This is a genomic window from Polaribacter sp. Q13 (genome assembly GCF_016858305.2).
GTDB lineage: Bacteria > Bacteroidota > Bacteroidia > Flavobacteriales > Flavobacteriaceae > Polaribacter.
Window position 1 is genome coordinate 858,965 of sequence record NZ_CP074436.1, and the last position, 19,532, is coordinate 878,496.

At 30.2% G+C, this 19,532-nt stretch carries 21 protein-coding genes; 19 read left to right on the top strand and 2 right to left on the bottom strand.

From position 1 onward, the window contains the following. Positions 1–31 precede the first annotated feature (31 nt). The 11 genes from JOP69_RS03420 to JOP69_RS03470 all read left to right on the top strand — a co-directional run bounded on the left by JOP69_RS03420 (position 32) and on the right by JOP69_RS03470 (position 8,870). Entirely contained in the window at positions 32–1,042 is a 1,011-nt protein-coding gene (locus JOP69_RS03420; protein WP_203392481.1) for an AraC family transcriptional regulator, read from the top strand. Positions 1,043–2,317: 1,275 nt separating this feature from the next. Beyond that, complete coding sequence (locus JOP69_RS03425) at positions 2,318–2,881, top strand: TetR/AcrR family transcriptional regulator (protein WP_203392480.1); 564 nt, start codon at positions 2,318–2,320, stop codon at positions 2,879–2,881. 53 nt (positions 2,882–2,934) lie between these two features. Continuing rightward, complete coding sequence (locus tag JOP69_RS03430) at positions 2,935–3,927, top strand: alpha/beta fold hydrolase (RefSeq protein WP_203392479.1); 993 nt, start codon at positions 2,935–2,937, stop codon at positions 3,925–3,927. A gap of 5 nt (positions 3,928–3,932) precedes the next feature. Next, on the top strand, positions 3,933–4,265 hold the full coding sequence (locus tag JOP69_RS03435) for a TfoX/Sxy family protein (RefSeq protein ID WP_203392478.1): 333 nt from the start codon (positions 3,933–3,935) through the stop codon (positions 4,263–4,265). Then, positions 4,265–4,927, top strand: coding sequence for an NAD-dependent epimerase/dehydratase family protein (locus JOP69_RS03440; protein WP_203392477.1), 663 nt, complete (start codon positions 4,265–4,267; stop codon positions 4,925–4,927). Before JOP69_RS03435 ends, JOP69_RS03440 begins: the two co-directional genes overlap by 1 nt. Before the next feature lie 27 nt (positions 4,928–4,954). Beyond that, on the top strand, positions 4,955–5,338 hold the full coding sequence (locus JOP69_RS03445) for a hypothetical protein (protein WP_203392476.1): 384 nt from the start codon (positions 4,955–4,957) through the stop codon (positions 5,336–5,338). An 18-nt stretch (positions 5,339–5,356) separates the two neighbouring features. Continuing rightward, positions 5,357–6,097, top strand: coding sequence for an SDR family oxidoreductase (locus JOP69_RS03450; RefSeq protein WP_203392475.1), 741 nt, complete (start codon positions 5,357–5,359; stop codon positions 6,095–6,097). Positions 6,098–6,113: 16 nt separating this feature from the next. Then, positions 6,114–6,749 carry an SDR family oxidoreductase gene (locus tag JOP69_RS03455; protein WP_203392474.1) on the top strand — a complete coding sequence of 212 codons (636 nt, stop codon included), beginning with the start codon at positions 6,114–6,116 and terminating at the stop codon, positions 6,747–6,749. A gap of 44 nt (positions 6,750–6,793) precedes the next feature. Next, on the top strand, positions 6,794–7,492 hold the full coding sequence (locus JOP69_RS03460; protein ID WP_203392473.1) for a DNA alkylation repair protein: 699 nt from the start codon (positions 6,794–6,796) through the stop codon (positions 7,490–7,492). Between the two features lie 21 nt (positions 7,493–7,513). After that, on the top strand, positions 7,514–8,416 hold the full coding sequence (locus tag JOP69_RS03465; RefSeq protein WP_203392472.1) for a haloalkane dehalogenase: 903 nt from the start codon (positions 7,514–7,516) through the stop codon (positions 8,414–8,416). Positions 8,417–8,426: 10 nt separating this feature from the next. Continuing rightward, entirely contained in the window at positions 8,427–8,870 is a 444-nt protein-coding gene (locus JOP69_RS03470) for a hypothetical protein (protein ID WP_203392471.1), read from the top strand. Positions 8,871–9,715: 845 nt separating this feature from the next. Here JOP69_RS03470 and JOP69_RS03475 read toward each other — a convergent pair. Together JOP69_RS03475 and JOP69_RS03480 are read right to left on the bottom strand one after the other, a co-directional pair. Beyond that, positions 9,716–10,099: a hypothetical protein gene (locus JOP69_RS03475; protein WP_203392470.1), complete on the bottom strand. Its 384-nt coding sequence runs from the start codon at positions 10,097–10,099 to the stop codon at positions 9,716–9,718. Between the two features lie 162 nt (positions 10,100–10,261). Beyond that, a complete protein-coding gene (locus tag JOP69_RS03480; protein WP_203392469.1) occupies positions 10,262–11,074 on the bottom strand; it encodes an RDD family protein in 813 nt (270 codons plus the stop codon). A gap of 22 nt (positions 11,075–11,096) precedes the next feature. On the opposite strand from JOP69_RS03480, the gene JOP69_RS03485 reads away from it, so the two are divergent. The 8 genes from JOP69_RS03485 (at position 11,097) to JOP69_RS03520 (ending at position 19,526) form a co-directional block, all read left to right on the top strand. Next, complete coding sequence (locus tag JOP69_RS03485) at positions 11,097–12,062, top strand: stage II sporulation protein M (RefSeq protein ID WP_203392468.1); 966 nt, start codon at positions 11,097–11,099, stop codon at positions 12,060–12,062. Next, complete coding sequence (locus tag JOP69_RS03490) at positions 12,062–12,781, top strand: hypothetical protein (RefSeq protein ID WP_203392467.1); 720 nt, start codon at positions 12,062–12,064, stop codon at positions 12,779–12,781. The genes JOP69_RS03485 and JOP69_RS03490 overlap by 1 nt, the downstream gene beginning before the upstream one ends. Next, positions 12,781–13,989 carry a DUF4350 domain-containing protein gene (locus JOP69_RS03495; RefSeq protein WP_203392466.1) on the top strand — a complete coding sequence of 403 codons (1,209 nt, stop codon included), beginning with the start codon at positions 12,781–12,783 and terminating at the stop codon, positions 13,987–13,989. Before JOP69_RS03490 ends, JOP69_RS03495 begins: the two co-directional genes overlap by 1 nt. A gap of 3 nt (positions 13,990–13,992) precedes the next feature. Further along, complete coding sequence (locus JOP69_RS03500) at positions 13,993–14,997, top strand: MoxR family ATPase (protein WP_203392465.1); 1,005 nt, start codon at positions 13,993–13,995, stop codon at positions 14,995–14,997. Positions 14,998–15,063: 66 nt separating this feature from the next. Further along, on the top strand, positions 15,064–16,398 hold the full coding sequence (locus JOP69_RS03505) for a DUF58 domain-containing protein (protein ID WP_252191177.1): 1,335 nt from the start codon (positions 15,064–15,066) through the stop codon (positions 16,396–16,398). 47 nt (positions 16,399–16,445) lie between these two features. Next, positions 16,446–16,850: a DUF805 domain-containing protein gene (locus JOP69_RS03510; RefSeq protein WP_203392464.1), complete on the top strand. Its 405-nt coding sequence runs from the start codon at positions 16,446–16,448 to the stop codon at positions 16,848–16,850. 217 nt (positions 16,851–17,067) lie between these two features. Continuing rightward, positions 17,068–18,261, top strand: coding sequence for a multidrug effflux MFS transporter (locus tag JOP69_RS03515; protein WP_203392463.1), 1,194 nt, complete (start codon positions 17,068–17,070; stop codon positions 18,259–18,261). Positions 18,262–18,404: 143 nt separating this feature from the next. Continuing rightward, entirely contained in the window at positions 18,405–19,526 is a 1,122-nt protein-coding gene (locus tag JOP69_RS03520; protein WP_203392462.1) for a TlpA disulfide reductase family protein, read from the top strand. The last annotated feature ends 6 nt before the right edge of the window (positions 19,527–19,532 follow it).

A 19,532-nucleotide genomic window follows, 5' to 3' on the forward strand; every position in this document is an offset into this window, starting at 1 on the left:
GTAAAATTTAAAGCCAAAAAATATATGATTAATGATCTCTACTTTTAAATTTAAAAATCATAAAGAAAAAACCGTAATTAAAGAACGTTATAAAGAGTTAGATAACAGTTCTATTAATGAAATTAAAGAGTCTTTTAATACTAGTTTCTCGAAGTCAAATAATAAAGAAATTAGGTTAAATGGGATTATAATATTTATAAAATATGATGATATAATAAATCCACCAGTAATTATGGATGTCTCTCATAATTTTCCATACTTAAAACTTCATTTTGAAATAGAAGGCGATTTAAAATATGTACCTAATGATGAAAGTGGTATTCCTATTACTATAGAAGATGGTAATTATAATTTTTTTTATTTACCTAAAGCTAATGGAACAATTACATTAAAATCAAGAATAAGAAAAGAAGTAAGTATTCTTGTAACCGAAAAATATCTAAAAAAAACGTTTAAACGATATTTCGAAAATAATGAGTCATCCTTAAGAAACTCATTAGAAAATAAAGTTCCTTATAAAATGTTTTCTAAAAGCAAAGTTATACCTTCCGATTTATTACTTATAATTAGCAATGTTGTTTCTTGTTCTTATCAAAAAGATATTAAACAAGTATATCTAGAATCAAAAATAAAAGAAATATTTAGTTATTTGTTTTCTGAAATGGATACTGAAATCAATAAAAAATCTGAACATAAACTAAGTGATTTTGAGTATAATCAAATTATAAAATCCGAGAAAATTCTTAATAAAAACATTCACAAATCATTTAAAATAAATGACTTATCTATATTGACTGGCATTAATGAACATAAATTAAAAAGAGATTTCAAGTTAGTTTTTAAAAGTCCTGTTTTTACTTATTTAACGAATCTTAGAATGGAGAAAGCAAAAACAATGTTACTTAAAAATAACATTGATATCTCTGATGTTGCTGTTGCTGTCGGTTATAAAAATCCTCAACATTTTACTGTCGCTTTTAAAAAGAAATTTAATTATTTACCCAGTGAATTAAAGAAGAATCAATTAAATAGTAATAGGTAATAGTGTGTGCAATGAGGTCAAGTGATTTTTAATTTTAATATAAATGTTTCGACCTAAATATAATTTTGGTCAAACAATAGGAGAGTGGAACGTAATACTTTAGGGTGTTAACAATAAATGCAATTGACAATCAGAAAGCTAAAACATTTTCAAAGTGAAATTAATAGTAAGATTCTATTCTAAAATATAGAGAAACGAACCGTAATTGTTTCCAAAATTATTTCTAAGTCTTGATTTTTTTGTTTCTTTTTTCATCTAGGAAAAAAATAAAGAAAGATTAATCGTAACAATGTTTATTATCCATTTAACATAATAATTAGAAGTACTAATCAAAAGAATATTAATAATAGTTCCTAATAGAATAAGTGCAAAGAATTTTATTTTTTTAAAATTTATGCTCTTGTGGAAAGCTGACGAAAATGTTATTGGAAAAAAATTACAACGGGAACTTTATTGAACAACCAAATTTTGAAGATTTCTAAAAATTAGCTTTTGTGCGGCGGTAAGCGTTGGAAAATTGTGTTTAAAAATAAAAGCTTTTTTCAGCTTTAAGTTTTAAAAAACAATCGAGTATTTTTGGCCAGCCTCAATTTTACATAACGGCTAATTATAGCTACAAATTGTTATAGTTCAAATGTCTGTTAGAATAACGTATTTAAAAAATGTTGTTGAATAATACTAAATAAGAGATTCTACGGAATTATAATTAACACTTGTTGCCGAATGTTAAAACACCCCCAAACGAATGTTTATTGTATGTTCAGAGCTTTCTGGGATATTTAACATAATAGAGAATTATAATACAAATTGTTAGCAGGATTTTAAATCTACGAGAATCTCATATTTAAAATTTTAATGCCCCAAATAGAATGTTCTTGGGATATTTAACATAATATTCAATTATAACTTACAAATGGCTAAACAACAGTAAAAATGAATATGTCATAATTTGTACTATAATGTTCTGCGTTATGTAACTTGAGCTTAGGTTAAAAGCGAAAGTTGTTTCTACAGTTTCTTAAAAAAATTTATTCTAAAAGTTTCTTATACAATGCTAATGGAACACTTTTTATGCGACGACGTAGGAGGGAAGCGTAATGTGTGAGCAATGGCAATTATACTAAATCACTAATTTCTTTTTAAAATACTAATTATTGTTAAAATTAAAACAAGTTTCAGTATCTTATTATAGTCTTTTATTATTATTCTCAAAAAATATTCTATTTATTTTTTTATTACTAATCAATTGATTAGTTTTGTGCAATAATTTAGTTTATGCCTAGAGTAAAACAATATAATGAAGCAGAAGTAATAGAAAGTGCTATGGGCGTATTCTGGCAGAATGGCTATAAAAGTACTTCTTTACGAATGTTATCCAAAGAAATGGGTATCAATCAATTTTCTATAAATGCTAGTTTTGGTAATAAACAAAATCTGTTTTTAGAAAGTTTAAAATTGTACAGAACTAAGCTACAGCAATTATTAAAAACCTTTGAAGAGAATTCTAATGGTATTGAGAGTATTAAGAACTTCTTTTATGCATTTGCAGAATTTTCAAACCAAAATGAGTACAAAAGAGGCTGTTTAATGATCAATACAATGTCTGAATTTGGTCTTGAGGTAGATAAAGAAGTTGGTGCTCTTATTTCAAATTACGCAGAACAGTTAAAGGCTTTATTTAAGAAGAATCTTGAATTCAATACTACAAAAGATAACGACACTATAAAAAGACAAGTAAATTACCTTGATTTGGCTATTGGTGGTTTAGGCTTAGCAACAAAAGTAAAAGACAATGCTGTCATAGAAGATTATATAGAAATTACATTTAAAAATTTATAACATTTTTTTTACCTTAAAACTAATCGATTGATTAGAAATAAATAATAGAACACATGAAAACAAAGAACAACTTAGGAAAAACAGTACTACTCACGTTAACAATTGTATTATTAATGGGAAACAATATGCAAGCACAAGAAAAGGAAGTATATAATAAGGATATTACCAACAAGAAAGAAAGACCATTTATAGTGGATAAGGGCGAGTATCCTTTTAAAAGTAATTGGTTTGAAAAAGATGGCGTTTCTATGCATTATATAGATGAAGGAGAAGGAATTCCAATTGTTTTAACTCACGGTAACCCAGATTGGTCTTTTTTAAATAGAAATATTATTAAAGAGCTTTCAGGTGAAGCAAGAGTAATAGCGTACGATTTACCTGGATTTGGTTTTTCTGAAACACCAGAAAACTATGGTTTTACACCACAAGAGCATGTAGAATGGATTAGCGCACTTCTTTTTGAGCATTTAAAGTTAGAGAAGTTTATTATTGTTGTTCAAGATTGGGGTGGACCTACAGGGCTATCCGTAGCTACAAGCAACCCAGATAAAGTTTTAGGAGTAGTTATCAGTAATACTTGGGCTTGGAAAGCAGAAGGAAAATTAGAAGGTTTCTCTATGTATATGAGAACACCAGAAATGGAAGCAAAGGTTATCGATAACAATTATTTTGCAACCACATTAATGCAAAGCTCTATTAATAAAAAATCGAGTAGTACTAAAGCAATTACAGATGCTTATGAAATGCCGTTCCCAACCAAAGAATCTAGAAAAGGAACAGCAATATTCCCGCAGCAAATTACATTAGCAGCAGATTGGTTAATAGATTTAGAAGGCAAGCTGAATACGCTACAAGATAAACCTGTTGAATTTATTTTTGGTTTAAAAGATGATACAGTTGCTTCACAAGACATTCAAGATAAATGGCGTTCTATTTTCCCTAAAGCACCAGTACAATTGTTACCAGAAGCTGGTCACTTTACACAAGAAGACAGTCCTGAGAGTTTTGTGTTTTCATTGAGAAGAATTCTAAAAAATATAGAATAGATTAAATGGCTGCTTCTACTGATTATTTAGACTTTATTCTTGACCAATTATCAAATTGGAAAACGATCATCACAAAAAGAATGTTCGGTTGTGTCGGTCTTTATGCAGATGGTTTAATGTTTGGTATTATAGCAAAAGAAACTATTTTCTTTAAAGTTGACGAAACGAATAAGGAGCAATATTTAAATGCAGGTTCAGAAACTTTAACCCTTTTTAAAAATAAAAGTACAGTAGCTTCTTTTTATGAAGTTCCTATCGAAATTTTGGAAGACTCTGACCAATTTGTTGTTTGGGCTGAAGCGTCTTTAGATATTCAAAAAAGAAAAAAATCAGAATAATGAAAGTAATTATAACAGGATCTACTGGTATGGTAGGTCAAGGCGTTTTAATCGAGTGCCTAGAATCTCCAAGTATAGAAGAAGTATTGGTGATAAACCGAAACTCTTTGCAAATGCAGCATCCTAAATTGAAAGAAGTTATCCATAAAGATTTCTTCGATTTTAATTCAATTAAGGAAGAATTAAAAGGGTATGATGCTTGTTTTCATTGCATGGGCATTTCTTCTGTAGGGATGAAAGAGGAAGAATATCATCGTTTTACATATGGAATAACGGAAGCATTGGCTAAAACGCTTTATGCTAGTAATCCACAAATGGTATTCAATTATGTTTCTGGTGAAGGCACCGATAGTACCGAAAAAGGAAAACTGATGTGGGCTCGAGTGAAAGGAAAAACCGAGAATATGATTTTGAATATGGGCTTTAAAGATGCTTATATGTTTCGACTTCAAGTAATTCTTCCTTTGAAAGGGGTAAAATCCAAAACTGCTTGGGTAAATGCATTCTATTTTATCGCTCGTCCGTTTTTTGGACTTTTAGAAAAAAAGAAAAATAACACCACAAGTGTTAACGTTGGTCTGGCTATGATTAATAGCGTTCTTTTTGGAACCGACAACAAACTTTTAGAAAATGAACAGGTTAATGAATTAGCAAAAAAGTAATAAAATAAAATTAAAAAATCAAGCAGTATGTTTAAAAAATTAGTCCTTATTACAGGTATTCTTAATTTTCCAATTGGTCTTGGAATGTTCTATCAGGCGCTGTCAAATACCACAGCTGACACTTTTATTACGGGGGCTGTAACAGGTTCTTTTATCCTTTTTGCTGGAGCAGCACTTGTTTGGGCTTCAAATGATATTCAAAATAGAGCGTCTATTATTGTTTGGAATGGTTTAGTTCGACTTATAGGGTTTTCGTTGGTGCAATATGCTTCCGCAAATTTTGAGGGTGTCGCTCCAGAGATGGTGGCCATCTCATTTATGGACTTAGTTTTGGCAATTGTTTATATCGTTGGTAGTGTAAAAATTTCTGGAATACCATTTTCAAAATTAATAGTAGGAAAAATAAATTAATTCAAAAATTAGCATACAATGAAAAATAATATAGAAGGTAAAGTAGTAGTAATTACAGGAGGAAGTAGTGGATTAGGAGAAGCTACAGCACGTTATTTAGCAGAAAAAGGAGCCAAAATAGTTATAGGTGCTCGTAGACTAAATAAATTAGAAGTAATAGCAGATGAAATTAGAAAAAGCGGAGGAGCAATTGAAGTACTAAAAACAGATGTTACCAAAGCTAATGATGTAAAAGCATTGGTTAAAAAGGCAATTGATAGTTTTGGTAAAATTGATGTAATGATAAATAATGCCGGCATTATGCCATTAGCACCATTAGCAGCACTTAAAGTTGACGAATGGGACAGCATGATTGACGTAAATATCAAAGGAGTATTATACGGAATTGCAGCTGCATTACCAGAATTTCAGAAACAAAAATCAGGTCATTTTATAAATCTTGCTTCCGTAGCCGGATTAAATGTGAGCCCAGGTGGAGCCGTATATAGTGGGACTAAATTTGCCGTAAGAGCTATTAGTGAAGGCTTACGAAAAGAAGTAGGTAAGGACATTAGAACCACCATACTTACACCAGGTCTTATAGATTCTGAATTGCAATTAGGAAGCTCAGACGAGGCTACTTCTCAGTTTGTTCAACAAGTATATAAAGATGCTATTCCTGCAATTTCTATTGCTAAAGCAGTGGCTTATGCTATTGAGCAACCAGATGATGTCGATATTAATGAATTAGTAATTCGTCCTACGGTACAGGAATTTTAATGATATAAAATCTATTATGAAAAAAACCTTAGTTATAGGAGCAAGTGGGCAAATAGGAAAAATGCTTGTTGAAAAATTGCTCAAAGAAGAAAATCCTGTAGTTGCCTTGGTTCGTAATGAACAGAAGGGGCAAGCACTTGAAAAACTAGGAGCAGAAATTGTAGTTGGAGACCTTGAAAATGATTTTGAACACGCTTTTAAAGATTGTGACAAAGTTGTATTTAGTGCTGGTTCTGGCGGTAATACAGGTTACGATAAAACACTTTTAATAGATTTATGGGCAGCAAAAAAAGCTGTTGATTATTCTTTAAAAAATAATATACAGCATTTTATTATGGTAAGTGGTCTGGGTGCTGGTGATCCTAACGAGTTTGTATCTGACTTAAAACCATATTTAGTAGCGAAGTATTTTGCCGATTATTATTTATTAGAAAGTGGTTTAGCGTATACGATTTTACAACCTGGTAGTTTAATCAATGAAAAAGGAACGGGTTTAATTAGAACTACAAGATCTGAAAATTTTAAAGAGCTAGTCATTCCAAGAGAAGATGTAGCTCATGTAATTTCGTATTGTCTAGAAAATAACTCTACAAAAGGCAAAACAGTTGAGTTATTTAGCGGAAAAGAATCTATTCGTGAATCTTTAAATTAATGAACCAATAATTCGTCCAACAGTACAAGATTTTTAGAATAGAAATGAAAAACTATCTTCAAGAAATAGAAATAATCACTTCTAAAGCAGGTGATACAGTTCCTTTACAAAGGAAAGCTTTTAATGCGGGCTTTAGTTTTAGCCTTTTAACTTTTGGTGAACAACTAGATATATGGGATTTTATCTGGAAAAACACTCAAGATTACAGAACAGAAATGTTTTGTTTGTATTTCTTGGAGGAGCATATTAAAAATAAAGAAGATATACTTACCTCTTGGTCAACGATTAAATTATGGCAAGACAAAATTAATCGTTGGGAAACAAGTGATAGTATTTCAAAAATATACGCTCAATTGGTTGAATATGATGCAGAACTAATTATGCCAACGTATAAAAAATGGAATACATCTAAAAACCCATGGCATAGAAGACAAAGCATAGTAGGTTTACTTTATTATAGCGCACATAGAAAACACTATTTACCTTTTCAAGTACTTATAGATTTGGTAGCACCTTTAATTTCTGACAAAGCTTATTATGTAGAGAAAGGAGTAGGTTGGACACTTAGAGAAATAGGACATATTTACCCAAAAGAGCAGGAAGCATTTCTATTTAAAAATGCAACTAAAATTTGTGCTTATGGATATAGTGCAGGTACAGAAAAATGGGATAAAGCAAAACGAGAAAAACTGAAGCAAGTTAGAAAAGCAGGAAGAGTTTTAAACCGCAAAAGTTCAAATTAAAAATTTAAAAAGTAAAAAAATATGACAAACAAAAAACAAATATCAGCAGCGTTTCCTTTTGAGTCTAAATTTCAAGAAGTATTAGATTCTAAAATGCATTATGTAGATGAAGGAGATAAAAATTCAAAAGAGACTTTTTTACTCATACACGGTAATCCTACATCAAGTTATTTATGGCGAAACATCATTCCGCATGTAAGTCCGTTAGGTCGTGTAGTTGTTCCAGATCTTATTGGAATGGGCAAATCTGACAAGCCAGATATAGACTACACATTAAAAGATCACATTGCTTATTTAGATGCATTTGTTGAAAAGTTAGGGCTAAAAAACGTCATTCTAGTAATACAAGATTGGGGTTCTGGTTTAGGTTTCAATTATGCCAATCAGCATAGAGGAAATGTAAAAGGAATAGTGTTTTTTGAAGCTATGGTTCAAGTTTCTTATTGGAAAAATACGACTAAAGAGACCGAAGCACTATTCAAAAAATTCCGTGACCCTGTAGAAGGACATGAAATGATTGTTAAAAACAACTTCTTTATTGAAGCTATGCTACCTATGATGGCAGGCAGAGAATTAACTAAAGAAGAAATGGACCATTACCGAGCTCCTTATATGGAAGAAAAGAGTCGTAAACCACTGTTTATGTGGCCAGGTCAAATTTCGTTTGATGGTGTTCCAAAATTCAGCACTGACATTGTTAATTCATATAATGAATATCATAAAAATTCAGACGTTCCTAAGTTGCTCTTTTATGCAGAACCAGGACTAATAATTAATCGAAAATTAGGTGAGCATATAGCTGAAACTTGGAAAAATGTTACTGCAGTAGATTTAGGTGAAGGAAAGCATTATCTACAAGAATCACATCCACACGAAATTGGAGAAGGTATTGTAGATTGGTATAAAAAAACATTAAATAAATAAAAAGATAAAAATGAAAACCGATTTTAATTTTAAACAGTTTGCTATAATCACACTAATAACCAGTATTTGGATAAATATTTCAGAAGTTTTACGTGCTGTTTTATTAGTATTCCCTAGAATGCAATCCTTTTTTGAGGGTAAAATGGTTATAGGGCAAATGGAACTTGAAAATATGGTTGTCTGGACCTTATGGGATACGCTGTTAACTATTATATTGGTTTTCATTTTTTGGCTTTGTGCTAAAGCTTTTGGCAACACTACTAAGGCTATTTTTATAAGTGCAACTGTAACAGCTTGGGCAACTATTGGCATATTTTGGATAGCAACTGTTAATACAGGTTTAGGAGAATGGTCTACAGGCTTTTTGGCTATACTATTTGCTTGGATTGGTCTCTTGATTGGTGCATTTATAGCCTCTAAGCTATATAAGACAGAACGTTGGGTTAGTAAGTAAAGTTTTATTTTGCTTATTTATTCTGAATTTTATCTAAAAAGGAGAATTCTAATAATGACCTTGGCCTCATAAAATTTTGGTAAAACAATAAGGTGAAGTGAGCGTAAATATTTTAGGCTATACGAATGCAATTATCCAGTGGATGATTGTATTTGGATACAACACTTTACTAAATGTTAGTTAAATAGTCTAAAATATAGCGAATGAGCCGTTAATTGTTTCCAAAATCATATATTATTTTAAAGAATTGATTCAGTATCAATTTTTAAAATACATTCCTTAATTATAGTTTTGTTTCAAGACAAAAGATAATGAAAGAAGAAAAAAAAGATTAATTGAAAGATTAAATATAACAAGTGCATAGAATTTTATTTTTCTTAAAATTTATGCTGTTGTGGCAATCCACGAGAATCGCGTGAAATTTTTTATAACGTACATTTTATAGAATACGCGGTTTTTAAAAAGAGCAAAAAGGTTAGCTTTTATTTTGGCGTTGGCAAGCGTTGGATAATTGTGTGTAAAATAAATTGCCAGAGCAATTTGATTTTATAAAACAATCGAGCGCTTGGTAGCGGCTATTTTACATAACGGCTAATTATAGATACAAATGTTTTTTAAACGCTGCGAAGCAAACCGCTTAATCGTTTAATGACCCAAGTTCTAATTATTCTAATGAAAACGAATGCTTCTGGGATATTTTACATAATACTACATTATAGCTATCAAATGGATAAACCACTCTTATTAACTAAACAATACATTTGTACTATAATTTATATTATGTTAAATAGGTTTTTTGTAAAGAAAAAAGAACATCCTACTTTATAAAATAAAAGACTAAAACGCTATTCCAACCAATTTAAGAAAAACGCCATCATTTCCTCTTTCAATTCATAATGCATTTTAATATACGTGCGCATATCCTTCATTAAAGGTCTATGTTCACTTCTATACCTTGCATCAACATCCTCACAGAAATTCAATTTATTTAAAATAGCCATTTTATTCTTACAACGATGCTTTAATTTGGCTATGGCATCTTTCTCTAACAGAATTCGATTTTGAAATTGCTCTATTTGTATAGCAGCATTTTTGTTATACTTTCTTGCAGCAATTTCTTCCAATTGTTCTTCAAACGTATCCATTTCATTAAAATGAAAACGCAATTCTCTCCTCCAGGTTTCTAAGTTAAATTTTAAATCACTTAAGTGTGATATTTTTGTTTGCATACAGTATTATTTTTAAAATTAAATAATTCTTATCACAAATACTTTACAGCATCAGCAAGAATAAGGATCTAAATTCTTAAAAGTGAAATCTTTTAAAGAATTCGATAAAATTAAAAAATTAGCAGCAGTCAAAACATGATTTTTGTTAGGTTTAACTATCATTTACATATTCTGCGTATAGAAATTATAATCCTTTAAAACAATATCTATAAACTCTTTATCACTTTTATGTACAGATTTAATACCCGTAACTTCTAGTACCTTAGATCGTAGTTTAATGAGTGTTTTGTAATCGTTAAATTTAAGTGCATTTTGAAACGTACTTTTAATAATACGGGCATCATTGTCAGATAATTTTATCACATTCGGATACGTTGGTATGTACGTATTTGAAATGTCTTCTAAAATAGTTTCAGAAAACTTTACATTATCCTTTAGGTAAATAACAACAGTATTGGCTATGATATCTCCAAAACGTTGTTGGTTTTTGGTGAATAATATCAAAAAGAAACCAATCATTTTTCCGAAGAAAAATAGCAGCATTAATAAAACAACTTCACCATCTAACCCTAAAGACGCCACATAAACAAATAATAAGGTAAAAAGGTTAAAATCTACGACTCTTAAAAACCATCGGATTACAAAATCGGTTGTAGAGGGTTTAAAACCCTCAATATTGATTACTTTTAAATGCAATAGTTTTTTACCCACTGTTTGTCCGCCTAACAAAATCTCTGTATACAAAGAATAAAAAGTAACGGGTAAAAAAATCATAATATCGATGGCACGTAAAGACCAAGAATCTCCTTCTACCGCGGTTTCAAACATTTTAAAGTCTAACATTTTAATAGCAAAATAGATATAAGCAAATTTTAAAATGTTATCTATACCAAACGCAAAGAGCCTTTGCCCCACATTTGCAAGGGTAAAATTGATGTTGACATTTTGTGCTGTTTTTATTTGGAGTCTTTTCATGCAATGGTTAAATTCGCTCTGAATGAGAGAGGTCGCTTTTATAAAGCAAAATAAAGAAAAATGGCTCGAATTTGAACTAGGTTTTTCAAATAAAGAGAAAAAAAGTCCGGATGACATAGCTAACCTGCATATTCAGATCATGAATGATTTGGTATATGCACAAACGTATTACCCAAAAAGTAAGGTTACAGAGTATTTAAATAAGTTGGCAAAATCTAGCTTTGATAAGGTATACCACTCAAAAAGGCGTAATAGAAATGTGTTTTTATATTTCTTTTTTGATAAAGTACCACTACTCGCCTACCAATACAGAAAACTCATTTACTTATCGTTTATCGTCTTTTTTGCCTGTTTTTTCATCGGATTATTATCTACATTGAATGATGCTTCTTTTGCACGACAAATTTTGGGTGATAGTTATGTAGAAAAAACCTTAGAAAACATAGAAAGTGGCGATGCCATGGCCATCTATAAAGGCGGAAGCAATTGGGGAACTTTTATTGGTATATACGATAACAACCAACGTGTAGGTTTAAATATGTTTTTATCTGGCCTGTTTTTAGGAATTGGCACTGGGTTTTATGTAGTTTATAATGCCATTATGGTGGCGGTTTTTCAGGCTTTCTTTTATCAGAATAATAGTTTGTTTGATAGTTTAAAAGGAATCTGGATTCATGGAACTTACGAAATTTTCGGAATGATTATAGAAGCTGCTGCTGGTTATATTATTGGCGCAAGCATCTTGTTTCCGGGCGCTTACAAACGTTTCGAATCTTTTAAAATTGGGGTAAAAGCGGCGTTTTATATTTTTATAAGCACCATTCCGTTTACCTTAGCCGCAGCATTTTTAGAAGGGTATATTACACGATATTCTAATATAATGCCTACTATTCTATGTTTTGCTATTATTGGCTTTAGCCTTATTTCTATAAGTTATTATTATTTGGTTTTTCCTTTTAAAGTAGCCAATAAATACAATTTACGTTAATGAGAAAAAGCCTAATCTTTTTATTGTTTTTTTATATAACTGTGGGGTTCTCTCAGGTAAAAAATGACAGTCTTGTTTCTTTAGAAAAAGAGACTATTCATTATAATAAATCTATAGAATATGCTGAAAAAAGAGCATTTACAGAAGATTTAAAAGAAAAGTATAACGATAAAGAGTTTCAATATACAGAAGAGGATATTAAAGAGGAAGAAGAAAAAAAACATACTTCTCCCGCAAGTGCCGCTATTATTGGTGCAATCATATATTTTATCAGTAATATATTCCCTTTTATTTTAGGGGCTATTATCATTTTTATTATTCTGAAAACCGTTTTAGGCGCAGATTCTAATTTTTGGAACTTTAAAAAATCTAAAAAGAAAGTTGCCGAAAAGTTAATTTATGAAGACGAAGATATTCATGAAACAGATATCGAAGGCTTGCTGCAAAAAGCGATTCATTCTAAAGAATACAGATTGGCAATTCGCTATTATTATTTGTCGGTTTTAAAAATATTATCGAGCAAGAAACTCATTGATTATCATAAAGATAAAACAAACTCAGAATACCTTTTTGAAATTGAAGATACCACTACAAGAACTGATTTTTCGTACTTGTCATATGTATATTCTTATGTTTGGTATGGAGATTTCCCTATAGACGAAACCAATTTTAAATTGGCAGAAAACAAGTATCAATCTTTTAAAAAGACTTTAAAATAATGGTACTTCAGCATATAAAAAAATACGCTCCGCTCCTGCTCTTGTTAGCATTCATAAGCTGTAATAAAACAGACTGGAACGAAAACTTTAAAGAGAAAGAGAAAAGTCCGTTTGGCAATTATATAGCATATCATGAGGTAGAAAACCTTTTTAAAGACCAAGAAGTTACCTTACTCAAAGAAAATATTTATGATTATTTAGAATTCAATGCAGATTTTGACAGCTTAAAAAAACACAATTACGTTTGTATAAAGCACAGTGGATATAAATATACAAATAACGGTACTACAGCGCTTTTAGACTTTGTATCTAAAGGAAATAATGTCTTTTTAGCTTTCAATAGTTTTAAAGACACTTTAAAATCTTCTTTAAAATTCACCACCAATAATTTAGATGATAAAGTATTTTCTGTAAAGGATTTAAAGAAGTTAAAAGGAACTTTTGAGTTAAATAACAACAATTTTTCTAAAACTTCTTTTTCTTTTGATAGAAATATTAGAAGAAACTACTTTTTACAATACGATGAAAATACAACCAGTGTTTTAGGAACTTTTGAGGTTGATGGAGAAAAAGTACCTAACTTTATTAAAATCCATCACGGAAAAGGCGCTTTCTATTTACACATTCAACCAATTGCATTCACTAATTATTACTTGTTAAATAATAACGAAGAATATATGGCAAATGTATTTTCATATTTGCCAAATGCAGACGTTATTTGGGATACACATATAAAATCTAGCAAACATGCAGATAAAAAAGAAGACAACTCTAATGTGTTTAAATTCTTTTTAGAACACCCTACATTAACGTGGTTTTTATTTGTTTCCTTAATGGGGTTATTACTGTTTATGCTTTTTAATGCAAGAAGAAAACAACGTGCAATTCCTATTATAGAACCTTTAAAAAACTCGACAGTAGAATTTACACAAACCATTGCCAATTTGTATTTAAAAGAACAAGATCATAAGAATTTAGTTGATAAAAAAATAGCTTACTTTTTAGAGAAAGTAAGGTCTAAATACCTTTTAGATACTAGTAATTTAAATACTGATTTTATTGAAAAACTAGCCGCTAAATCTGGAAATGATTTGCAAAGAACAAAGTATTTAGTGAATTCAATTATTACTTTAAATAAAAAGACAGAATGTCTTGAAGAAGAATTAGTTGTATTGCATAAAATGATAGAAAATTTCTTAAATAACTAAGATATGGAAATACCAAATAACGAAGAACCACAAGAGAACATCTCTTTTGAAAATAGAATCGATTTATCTGAATTACAAGAGAGTGTTTTTAAGATAAAACAACAATTAAAAAAAGTAATTGTCGGTCAAAAAGACATGATGGATTTATTGATTGTTGCACTGCTTGCAGACGGTCATGTTTTAATTGAAGGTGTACCTGGAGTTGCCAAAACCATTACCGCAAAATTGTTAGCAAGAACCATTGATGTTGGTTTTAGTAGAATTCAGTTTACACCAGATTTAATGCCTTCGGATATTTTAGGAACTTCTGTTTTTAATGTGAAAACATCTGAATTTGAGTTTAAAAAAGGCCCTATTTTCTCTAGCATGATTCTAATCGATGAAATAAACAGAGCACCTGCCAAAACACAAGCTGCTTTGTTTGAAGTGATGGAAGAAAAACAAATTACTATAGACGGTCAAACCTTTAAACTACAAGAGCCTTTTGTGGTTTTAGCAACGCAAAACCCTATAGAACAAGAAGGAACCTATCGTTTACCAGAAGCGCAATTAGACCGTTTTTTATTCAAAATTAACGTCGATTACCCGAATGCTGATGAGGAATTACAAATTCTTTTAAAGGAACAAGCGTTAGAAAACACCACAAAAGCGAGTAAAATAGAAACCGTTATTACTGGAGCAAAAATAGTTGAGTTTAGAAATTTAGTCAATCAGATTAAAATTGAAGAGAATTTACTAAAGTACATTGCCAATATTGTGGTGAATACACGCTCTAACTCCTTTTTATATTTAGGAGCGTCGCCAAGAGCAAGTATTGCTATTTTAGGTGCTTCTAAAGCATTTGCAGCCATTGAAGGAAGAGATTTCGTAACACCAGAAGACATTAAGAGAGCTACCATCCCTGTATTACAACACAGAGTCATTGTAACGCCAGAAAGAGAAATGGAAGGTTTAACAAGTAAACAAATTATAGAGCAAATTATTGAAGCAGTGGAAATTCCAAGGTAAAAATATGCCTTTAGCCTTTAGCGTTTCGCTAAAAGCTAAAAGCCAACAAGCTAATAGCAAACAACATTGAAACATTTTTACAACACTTTATTCTTAAACAACCGATTTTTCTACCTTTTAGGTGGAATTGCCGCCCTTTTTGTGGTTGGATTTTTCATTCCTCTCTTTTTTGTAGTAGCTAAAATGTTGCTTTTTATTTTAGTGGTACTGGTATTGGTAGATATTTTTATTTTATACAACACCAAGAACGCAATTACAGTAAACAGGTATTTACCAGAACGCTTATCGAATGGCGATGAAAATAAAATATCGATGCAATTGCAGAGTTTTTACGGATTTAGAACACATCTTTCTATCATAGAAGAAATTCCGTTTCAGTTTCAAAAAAGAGATTTTATCTTCAATATTATTTTATCAAAAAAAGAAGAAAAAACAATTCACTACGATTTAACTCCAACTGAACGAGGTGTTTATTTATTTGGAAATATTAATGTATACGCAAGTTCACCTTTGCAATTAGCAACTAAAAAACACGTTTTAGGAGAAGAAAAAGAGCTCAAATGTTATCCTTCGTTTTTAAAGTTGCGTGAATTCGATTTTAGAGCTTTTAACAATGATGCGGTTTCTTATGGGACAAAGAAAGTACGTAGAATCGGTCATTCTTTAGAGTTTGAGCAGATTAAAGAATATGTTTCGGGTGATGATATTCGGTCTTTAAACTGGAAAGCCACTGCAAAGAGAAATCAGTTAATGATCAATCAGTATGTAGAAGAAAAATCGCAACCTGTATATTCTATTATTGATAAAGGTCGTGCTATGCAGATGCATTTCAATAATTTAAGTCTGTTAGATTATGCTATTAATTCTACGTTGGCCATTAGCAATGTTATTTTAAGAAAGCAAGACAAAGCAGGTATGTTGTCTTTTTCAACAAAGTTGGAAGATTGGGTAGTTGCAGAGAAAAGGAACTCTCAAATGAGTTTAATTTCAGAAGCTTTACACAACATAAAAACAGATTTCTCAGAATCGGATTTTAGTACGTTATATGCCGTTGTTAAAAGAAAAATTACACAAAGAAGCTTGTTAATTCTTTATACAAATTTCGAAACTATGGATGGTTTAAAGAGACAACTCCCTTATTTAAGAGCGTTGGCAAAAAACCATTTGGTGCTAGTTATCTTTTTTGAAAACACTGATTTAGAAGCATTAACAACCTCAAAATCAGAAGATGTTTTAGACGTCTATGACAGTATTATTGCTGAAAAATTTATGTACGAAAAGAAAAACATTGTAAAAGAACTTAAAAAGTATGGTATACAATCTGTTTTAACAAAGCCAAAAAACTTAACGGGAGATACAATAAACAAGTATTTAGAGTTAAAATCGAGAGGTCTTTTTTAAATAATAACTTACATTTGCAGCTTTAATAAAAAACAAAAATAAATTATATGAATTGGTATTTAAAAGTAGTAAAAGAACATTACGCAGATTTTAACGGTAGAGCAAGAAGAGAAGAATTTTGGATGTTTACACTATTTAATGCAATAATTTCTATTGTAATAACTTTTGTGTTTGCTGGAATTGGTATCGCTTTAGAGTCGCCTTTATTAGGGGGATTAAGTTATATTTATACTTTGGCCGTTTTAGTACCAAGTTTAGCTGTTCTTGTAAGAAGATTACATGATACAGGAAAAAGTGGTTGGTTCTTTTTAATTGCACTAATACCTTTAATTGGCTCTATTTGGTTATTGGTAATATTGTGTACAGATAGTGTTTCTGGTGCAAATAAATGGGGTGAAAACCCAAAAGGAATTGGAAATAATTCTACAATAAATGAAATTGGGAGAGAATAAATAGAAAATTTATTCAATTACAATATAGGTTGTCTAAAAAGTGTTTTTTTGTCAATCTGAATTTATTTCAGATTCTTTGGAAGATGAAACTTCAGTAAGTAAAGATGCTGAAACAAGTTCAGCATGACAAGTAATATTACTTCTTAGACAACTTCTTTTTTTACATTGCTTTAATAAATACAAGCTTAAAAAAATTAAATAAAGACATTTTCTATACGTGAAAATCAGACAAAAATCAGAATCGGAATTTATTATTGTAATGGCTTCATTAATGTCGTTAGTTGCTTTTGCAATAGACGCTTTGTTGCCGGCTGTTGCAGATATTAGCAAGACCATTCATATTGCAGATCCAAAAAACAATCAGCTATTTATTACCATGATTTTTTTAGGTATTGGTTTTGGGCAACTTGTTTCCGGGCCATTATCTGATAGTTTTGGTAGAAAACCTGTTATTTATATCGGTTTTACAGTTTTTGTATTCGCTAGTTTTATTTGTCTTTTTGCTACAGATTTAGATACTATGATTGTAGGTCGACTTTTACAAGGAGTTGGTTTGTCTGCACCTAGAACTATAAGCATCGCCATGGTTAGGGACCGTTTTAACGGTAACTATATGGCAAGAGTGATGTCTTTTATCACCGTTATTTTTCTATTAATACCTGTTATAGCACCTGCTTTAGGTAAGTTACTACTAGATGCTTACGGTTGGAAATCTATTTTTTATAGTCAGTTAGTTGTAGGAGTTTTTATTATGCTTTGGGTTTGGAAACGACAACCAGAAACTTTAAAAATAGAAAAAAGAAAGAAATTTAGGTTAGCACTTTTTGTAGATGGTCTTAAAGAATTTATAAAGTATAAATACGCGGTAATTTTTACCATATTTTCTGGTTTTATAACGGGTTCTTTTATGGTGTATCTAAGCGCTAGTCAACATATTTTTGTAGAACAATATAATTTAGAAGAAGAATTTCCTTTTATTTTTGCTGGTTTGGCTATAAGTATTGGTTTGGCTACTTTTTTAAACGGAAAACTAGTTGTAAAAATAGGAATGTTTAAATTAGTTTTCTTTTTCACAGCCATGTTTACAATAGTTTCACTACTATATATTGTCTTTTTCTGGGGAGATTCAAATCCTAGTATTTATATTTTATTGCTCTTTTTTGGATTGCAATTTTTTTCAATTGGTTTTCTATTTGGTAACACCAGAGCATTAGCTATGGAACCAATTGGTCATATTGCTGGAGTTGGAGCCGCAATAAATGGTTTTGTTTCTACAATTATGGCAGTGCCAATTGCCACTTATATTGGCAGCTACATTACCACTACTGCTTTACCTCTATTCATTGGTTTTTTTGTTTGCGGTGCTATTTCTTTACTTTTAATTACACTTCTAAAATTTAGAAAAAACTAATACGAATAGATTCCGCTTTCGCGGGATGAATAACTACAATTAAAAAGAAACACTTAAAAATAATTCTTTTCAATATATAAATTGAGCAAATAATAGTATTTTGCGAGGTTATTAGGTGTTACATCAATTTATAAATATGTTTTATGCGTAAACTAGTTATTTTTTTAAGTTTAGTTTTCATTACACTTACTTCTTGTAAGACCGATGTTAAAAAAGAAGTAATTAAAAGTGGTTTTTCCGTAAATGGGACTTTATCTACCACAAATTCTTCTCTCGTTTATTTACTTAACGATCTAAATGTAAAAATAGATTCTTCTAAAATTAACAAGAACTCTTTTACCTTTAACGGTTTTGTAGATTCTGCAAAAGACTATAAAATACAAGTACAAAATCAAACTAAAAAACACCCAATAATTATAGAGAATAGTAAGTATTCCGTTTTTGTAGACAAAAACGACATTACCATTATAGGAGGTTTATTAAACACGAAACAACAGAAATTTAATTCCTTAAAAAAAGAGCTAAGCTTCAAAAAATTAGCTTTATTAGACTCTTTTATGGTTAAAAAAATAACCTCTAAAGATTTTCGAAAATCTATTGAAGAAATAAATTCTGAACTTAAAATCTTAAATTCTGATTATATTATTGCCAACGCAAATAACCTTCTATCATCTACGCTCTTTTTAACACCTCAAAACTTTGATTTAGAAGAGCTTAAAAGCATTGTAAGTAATACTGAAGTTGCAAAATCAACCATTTTAAAAACTCTTTTAGATAAAGAAATTACCAGGCAACAACAAATTTTTGATGCTGAATTGGCTGAAAAAAATAAAATAGTAGCTGCTAAAAAAGTATACAGAAAACCAGCTATTATGTTTTCTGGTGATGGCTTAAACAGAGAGTTAATTTCCTTAGAATCCATTATAAAAGGCAATAAAATAGTGTTAATAGATTTTTGGGCAAGTTGGTGCGGACCTTGTAGAATGGTAACGCCTAGAGTTAGAGAAATCTATAACAAGTACAAAAACAAAGGTTTTACAATTCTTACGGTTTCTGAAGATAAAAACAGGGAAACTTGGAAATCTGGTATTGAACAAGACAATATGTTAAGCTGGCATCATATTTTTGATGATTATGGCCGAATTTCTTCTATGTATGGTATTAAATCAATTCCTTATATGGTTTTAATAGATGGAAACGGTCGTATTATTAAAGAAAAGATATCTGTTTCTGAATTAGAGTATCAACTTCAAAAATTATTATAATTTTTT

Bases quoted from the DNA above. Each gene is read 5' to 3' on its own strand.
- JOP69_RS03420 (WP_203392481.1), top strand. From the start codon at position 32: ATGATCTCTACTTTTAAATTTAAAAATCATAAAGAAAAAACCGTAATT.
- JOP69_RS03425 (WP_203392480.1), top strand. From the start codon at position 2,318: ATGCCTAGAGTAAAACAATATAATGAAGCAGAAGTAATAGAAAGTGCT.
- JOP69_RS03430 (WP_203392479.1), top strand. From the start codon at position 2,935: ATGAAAACAAAGAACAACTTAGGAAAAACAGTACTACTCACGTTAACA.
- JOP69_RS03435 (WP_203392478.1), top strand. From the start codon at position 3,933: ATGGCTGCTTCTACTGATTATTTAGACTTTATTCTTGACCAATTATCA.
- JOP69_RS03440 (WP_203392477.1), top strand. From the start codon at position 4,265: ATGAAAGTAATTATAACAGGATCTACTGGTATGGTAGGTCAAGGCGTT.
- JOP69_RS03445 (WP_203392476.1), top strand. From the start codon at position 4,955: ATGTTTAAAAAATTAGTCCTTATTACAGGTATTCTTAATTTTCCAATT.
- JOP69_RS03450 (WP_203392475.1), top strand. From the start codon at position 5,357: ATGAAAAATAATATAGAAGGTAAAGTAGTAGTAATTACAGGAGGAAGT.
- JOP69_RS03455 (WP_203392474.1), top strand. From the start codon at position 6,114: ATGAAAAAAACCTTAGTTATAGGAGCAAGTGGGCAAATAGGAAAAATG.
- JOP69_RS03460 (WP_203392473.1), top strand. From the start codon at position 6,794: ATGAAAAACTATCTTCAAGAAATAGAAATAATCACTTCTAAAGCAGGT.
- JOP69_RS03465 (WP_203392472.1), top strand. From the start codon at position 7,514: ATGACAAACAAAAAACAAATATCAGCAGCGTTTCCTTTTGAGTCTAAA.
- JOP69_RS03470 (WP_203392471.1), top strand. From the start codon at position 8,427: ATGAAAACCGATTTTAATTTTAAACAGTTTGCTATAATCACACTAATA.
- JOP69_RS03475 (WP_203392470.1), bottom strand. From the start codon at position 10,099: ATGCAAACAAAAATATCACACTTAAGTGATTTAAAATTTAACTTAGAA.
- JOP69_RS03480 (WP_203392469.1), bottom strand. From the start codon at position 11,074: ATGAAAAGACTCCAAATAAAAACAGCACAAAATGTCAACATCAATTTT.
- JOP69_RS03485 (WP_203392468.1), top strand. From the start codon at position 11,097: ATGAGAGAGGTCGCTTTTATAAAGCAAAATAAAGAAAAATGGCTCGAA.
- JOP69_RS03490 (WP_203392467.1), top strand. From the start codon at position 12,062: ATGAGAAAAAGCCTAATCTTTTTATTGTTTTTTTATATAACTGTGGGG.
- JOP69_RS03495 (WP_203392466.1), top strand. From the start codon at position 12,781: ATGGTACTTCAGCATATAAAAAAATACGCTCCGCTCCTGCTCTTGTTA.
- JOP69_RS03500 (WP_203392465.1), top strand. From the start codon at position 13,993: ATGGAAATACCAAATAACGAAGAACCACAAGAGAACATCTCTTTTGAA.
- JOP69_RS03510 (WP_203392464.1), top strand. From the start codon at position 16,446: ATGAATTGGTATTTAAAAGTAGTAAAAGAACATTACGCAGATTTTAAC.
- JOP69_RS03520 (WP_203392462.1), top strand. From the start codon at position 18,405: ATGCGTAAACTAGTTATTTTTTTAAGTTTAGTTTTCATTACACTTACT.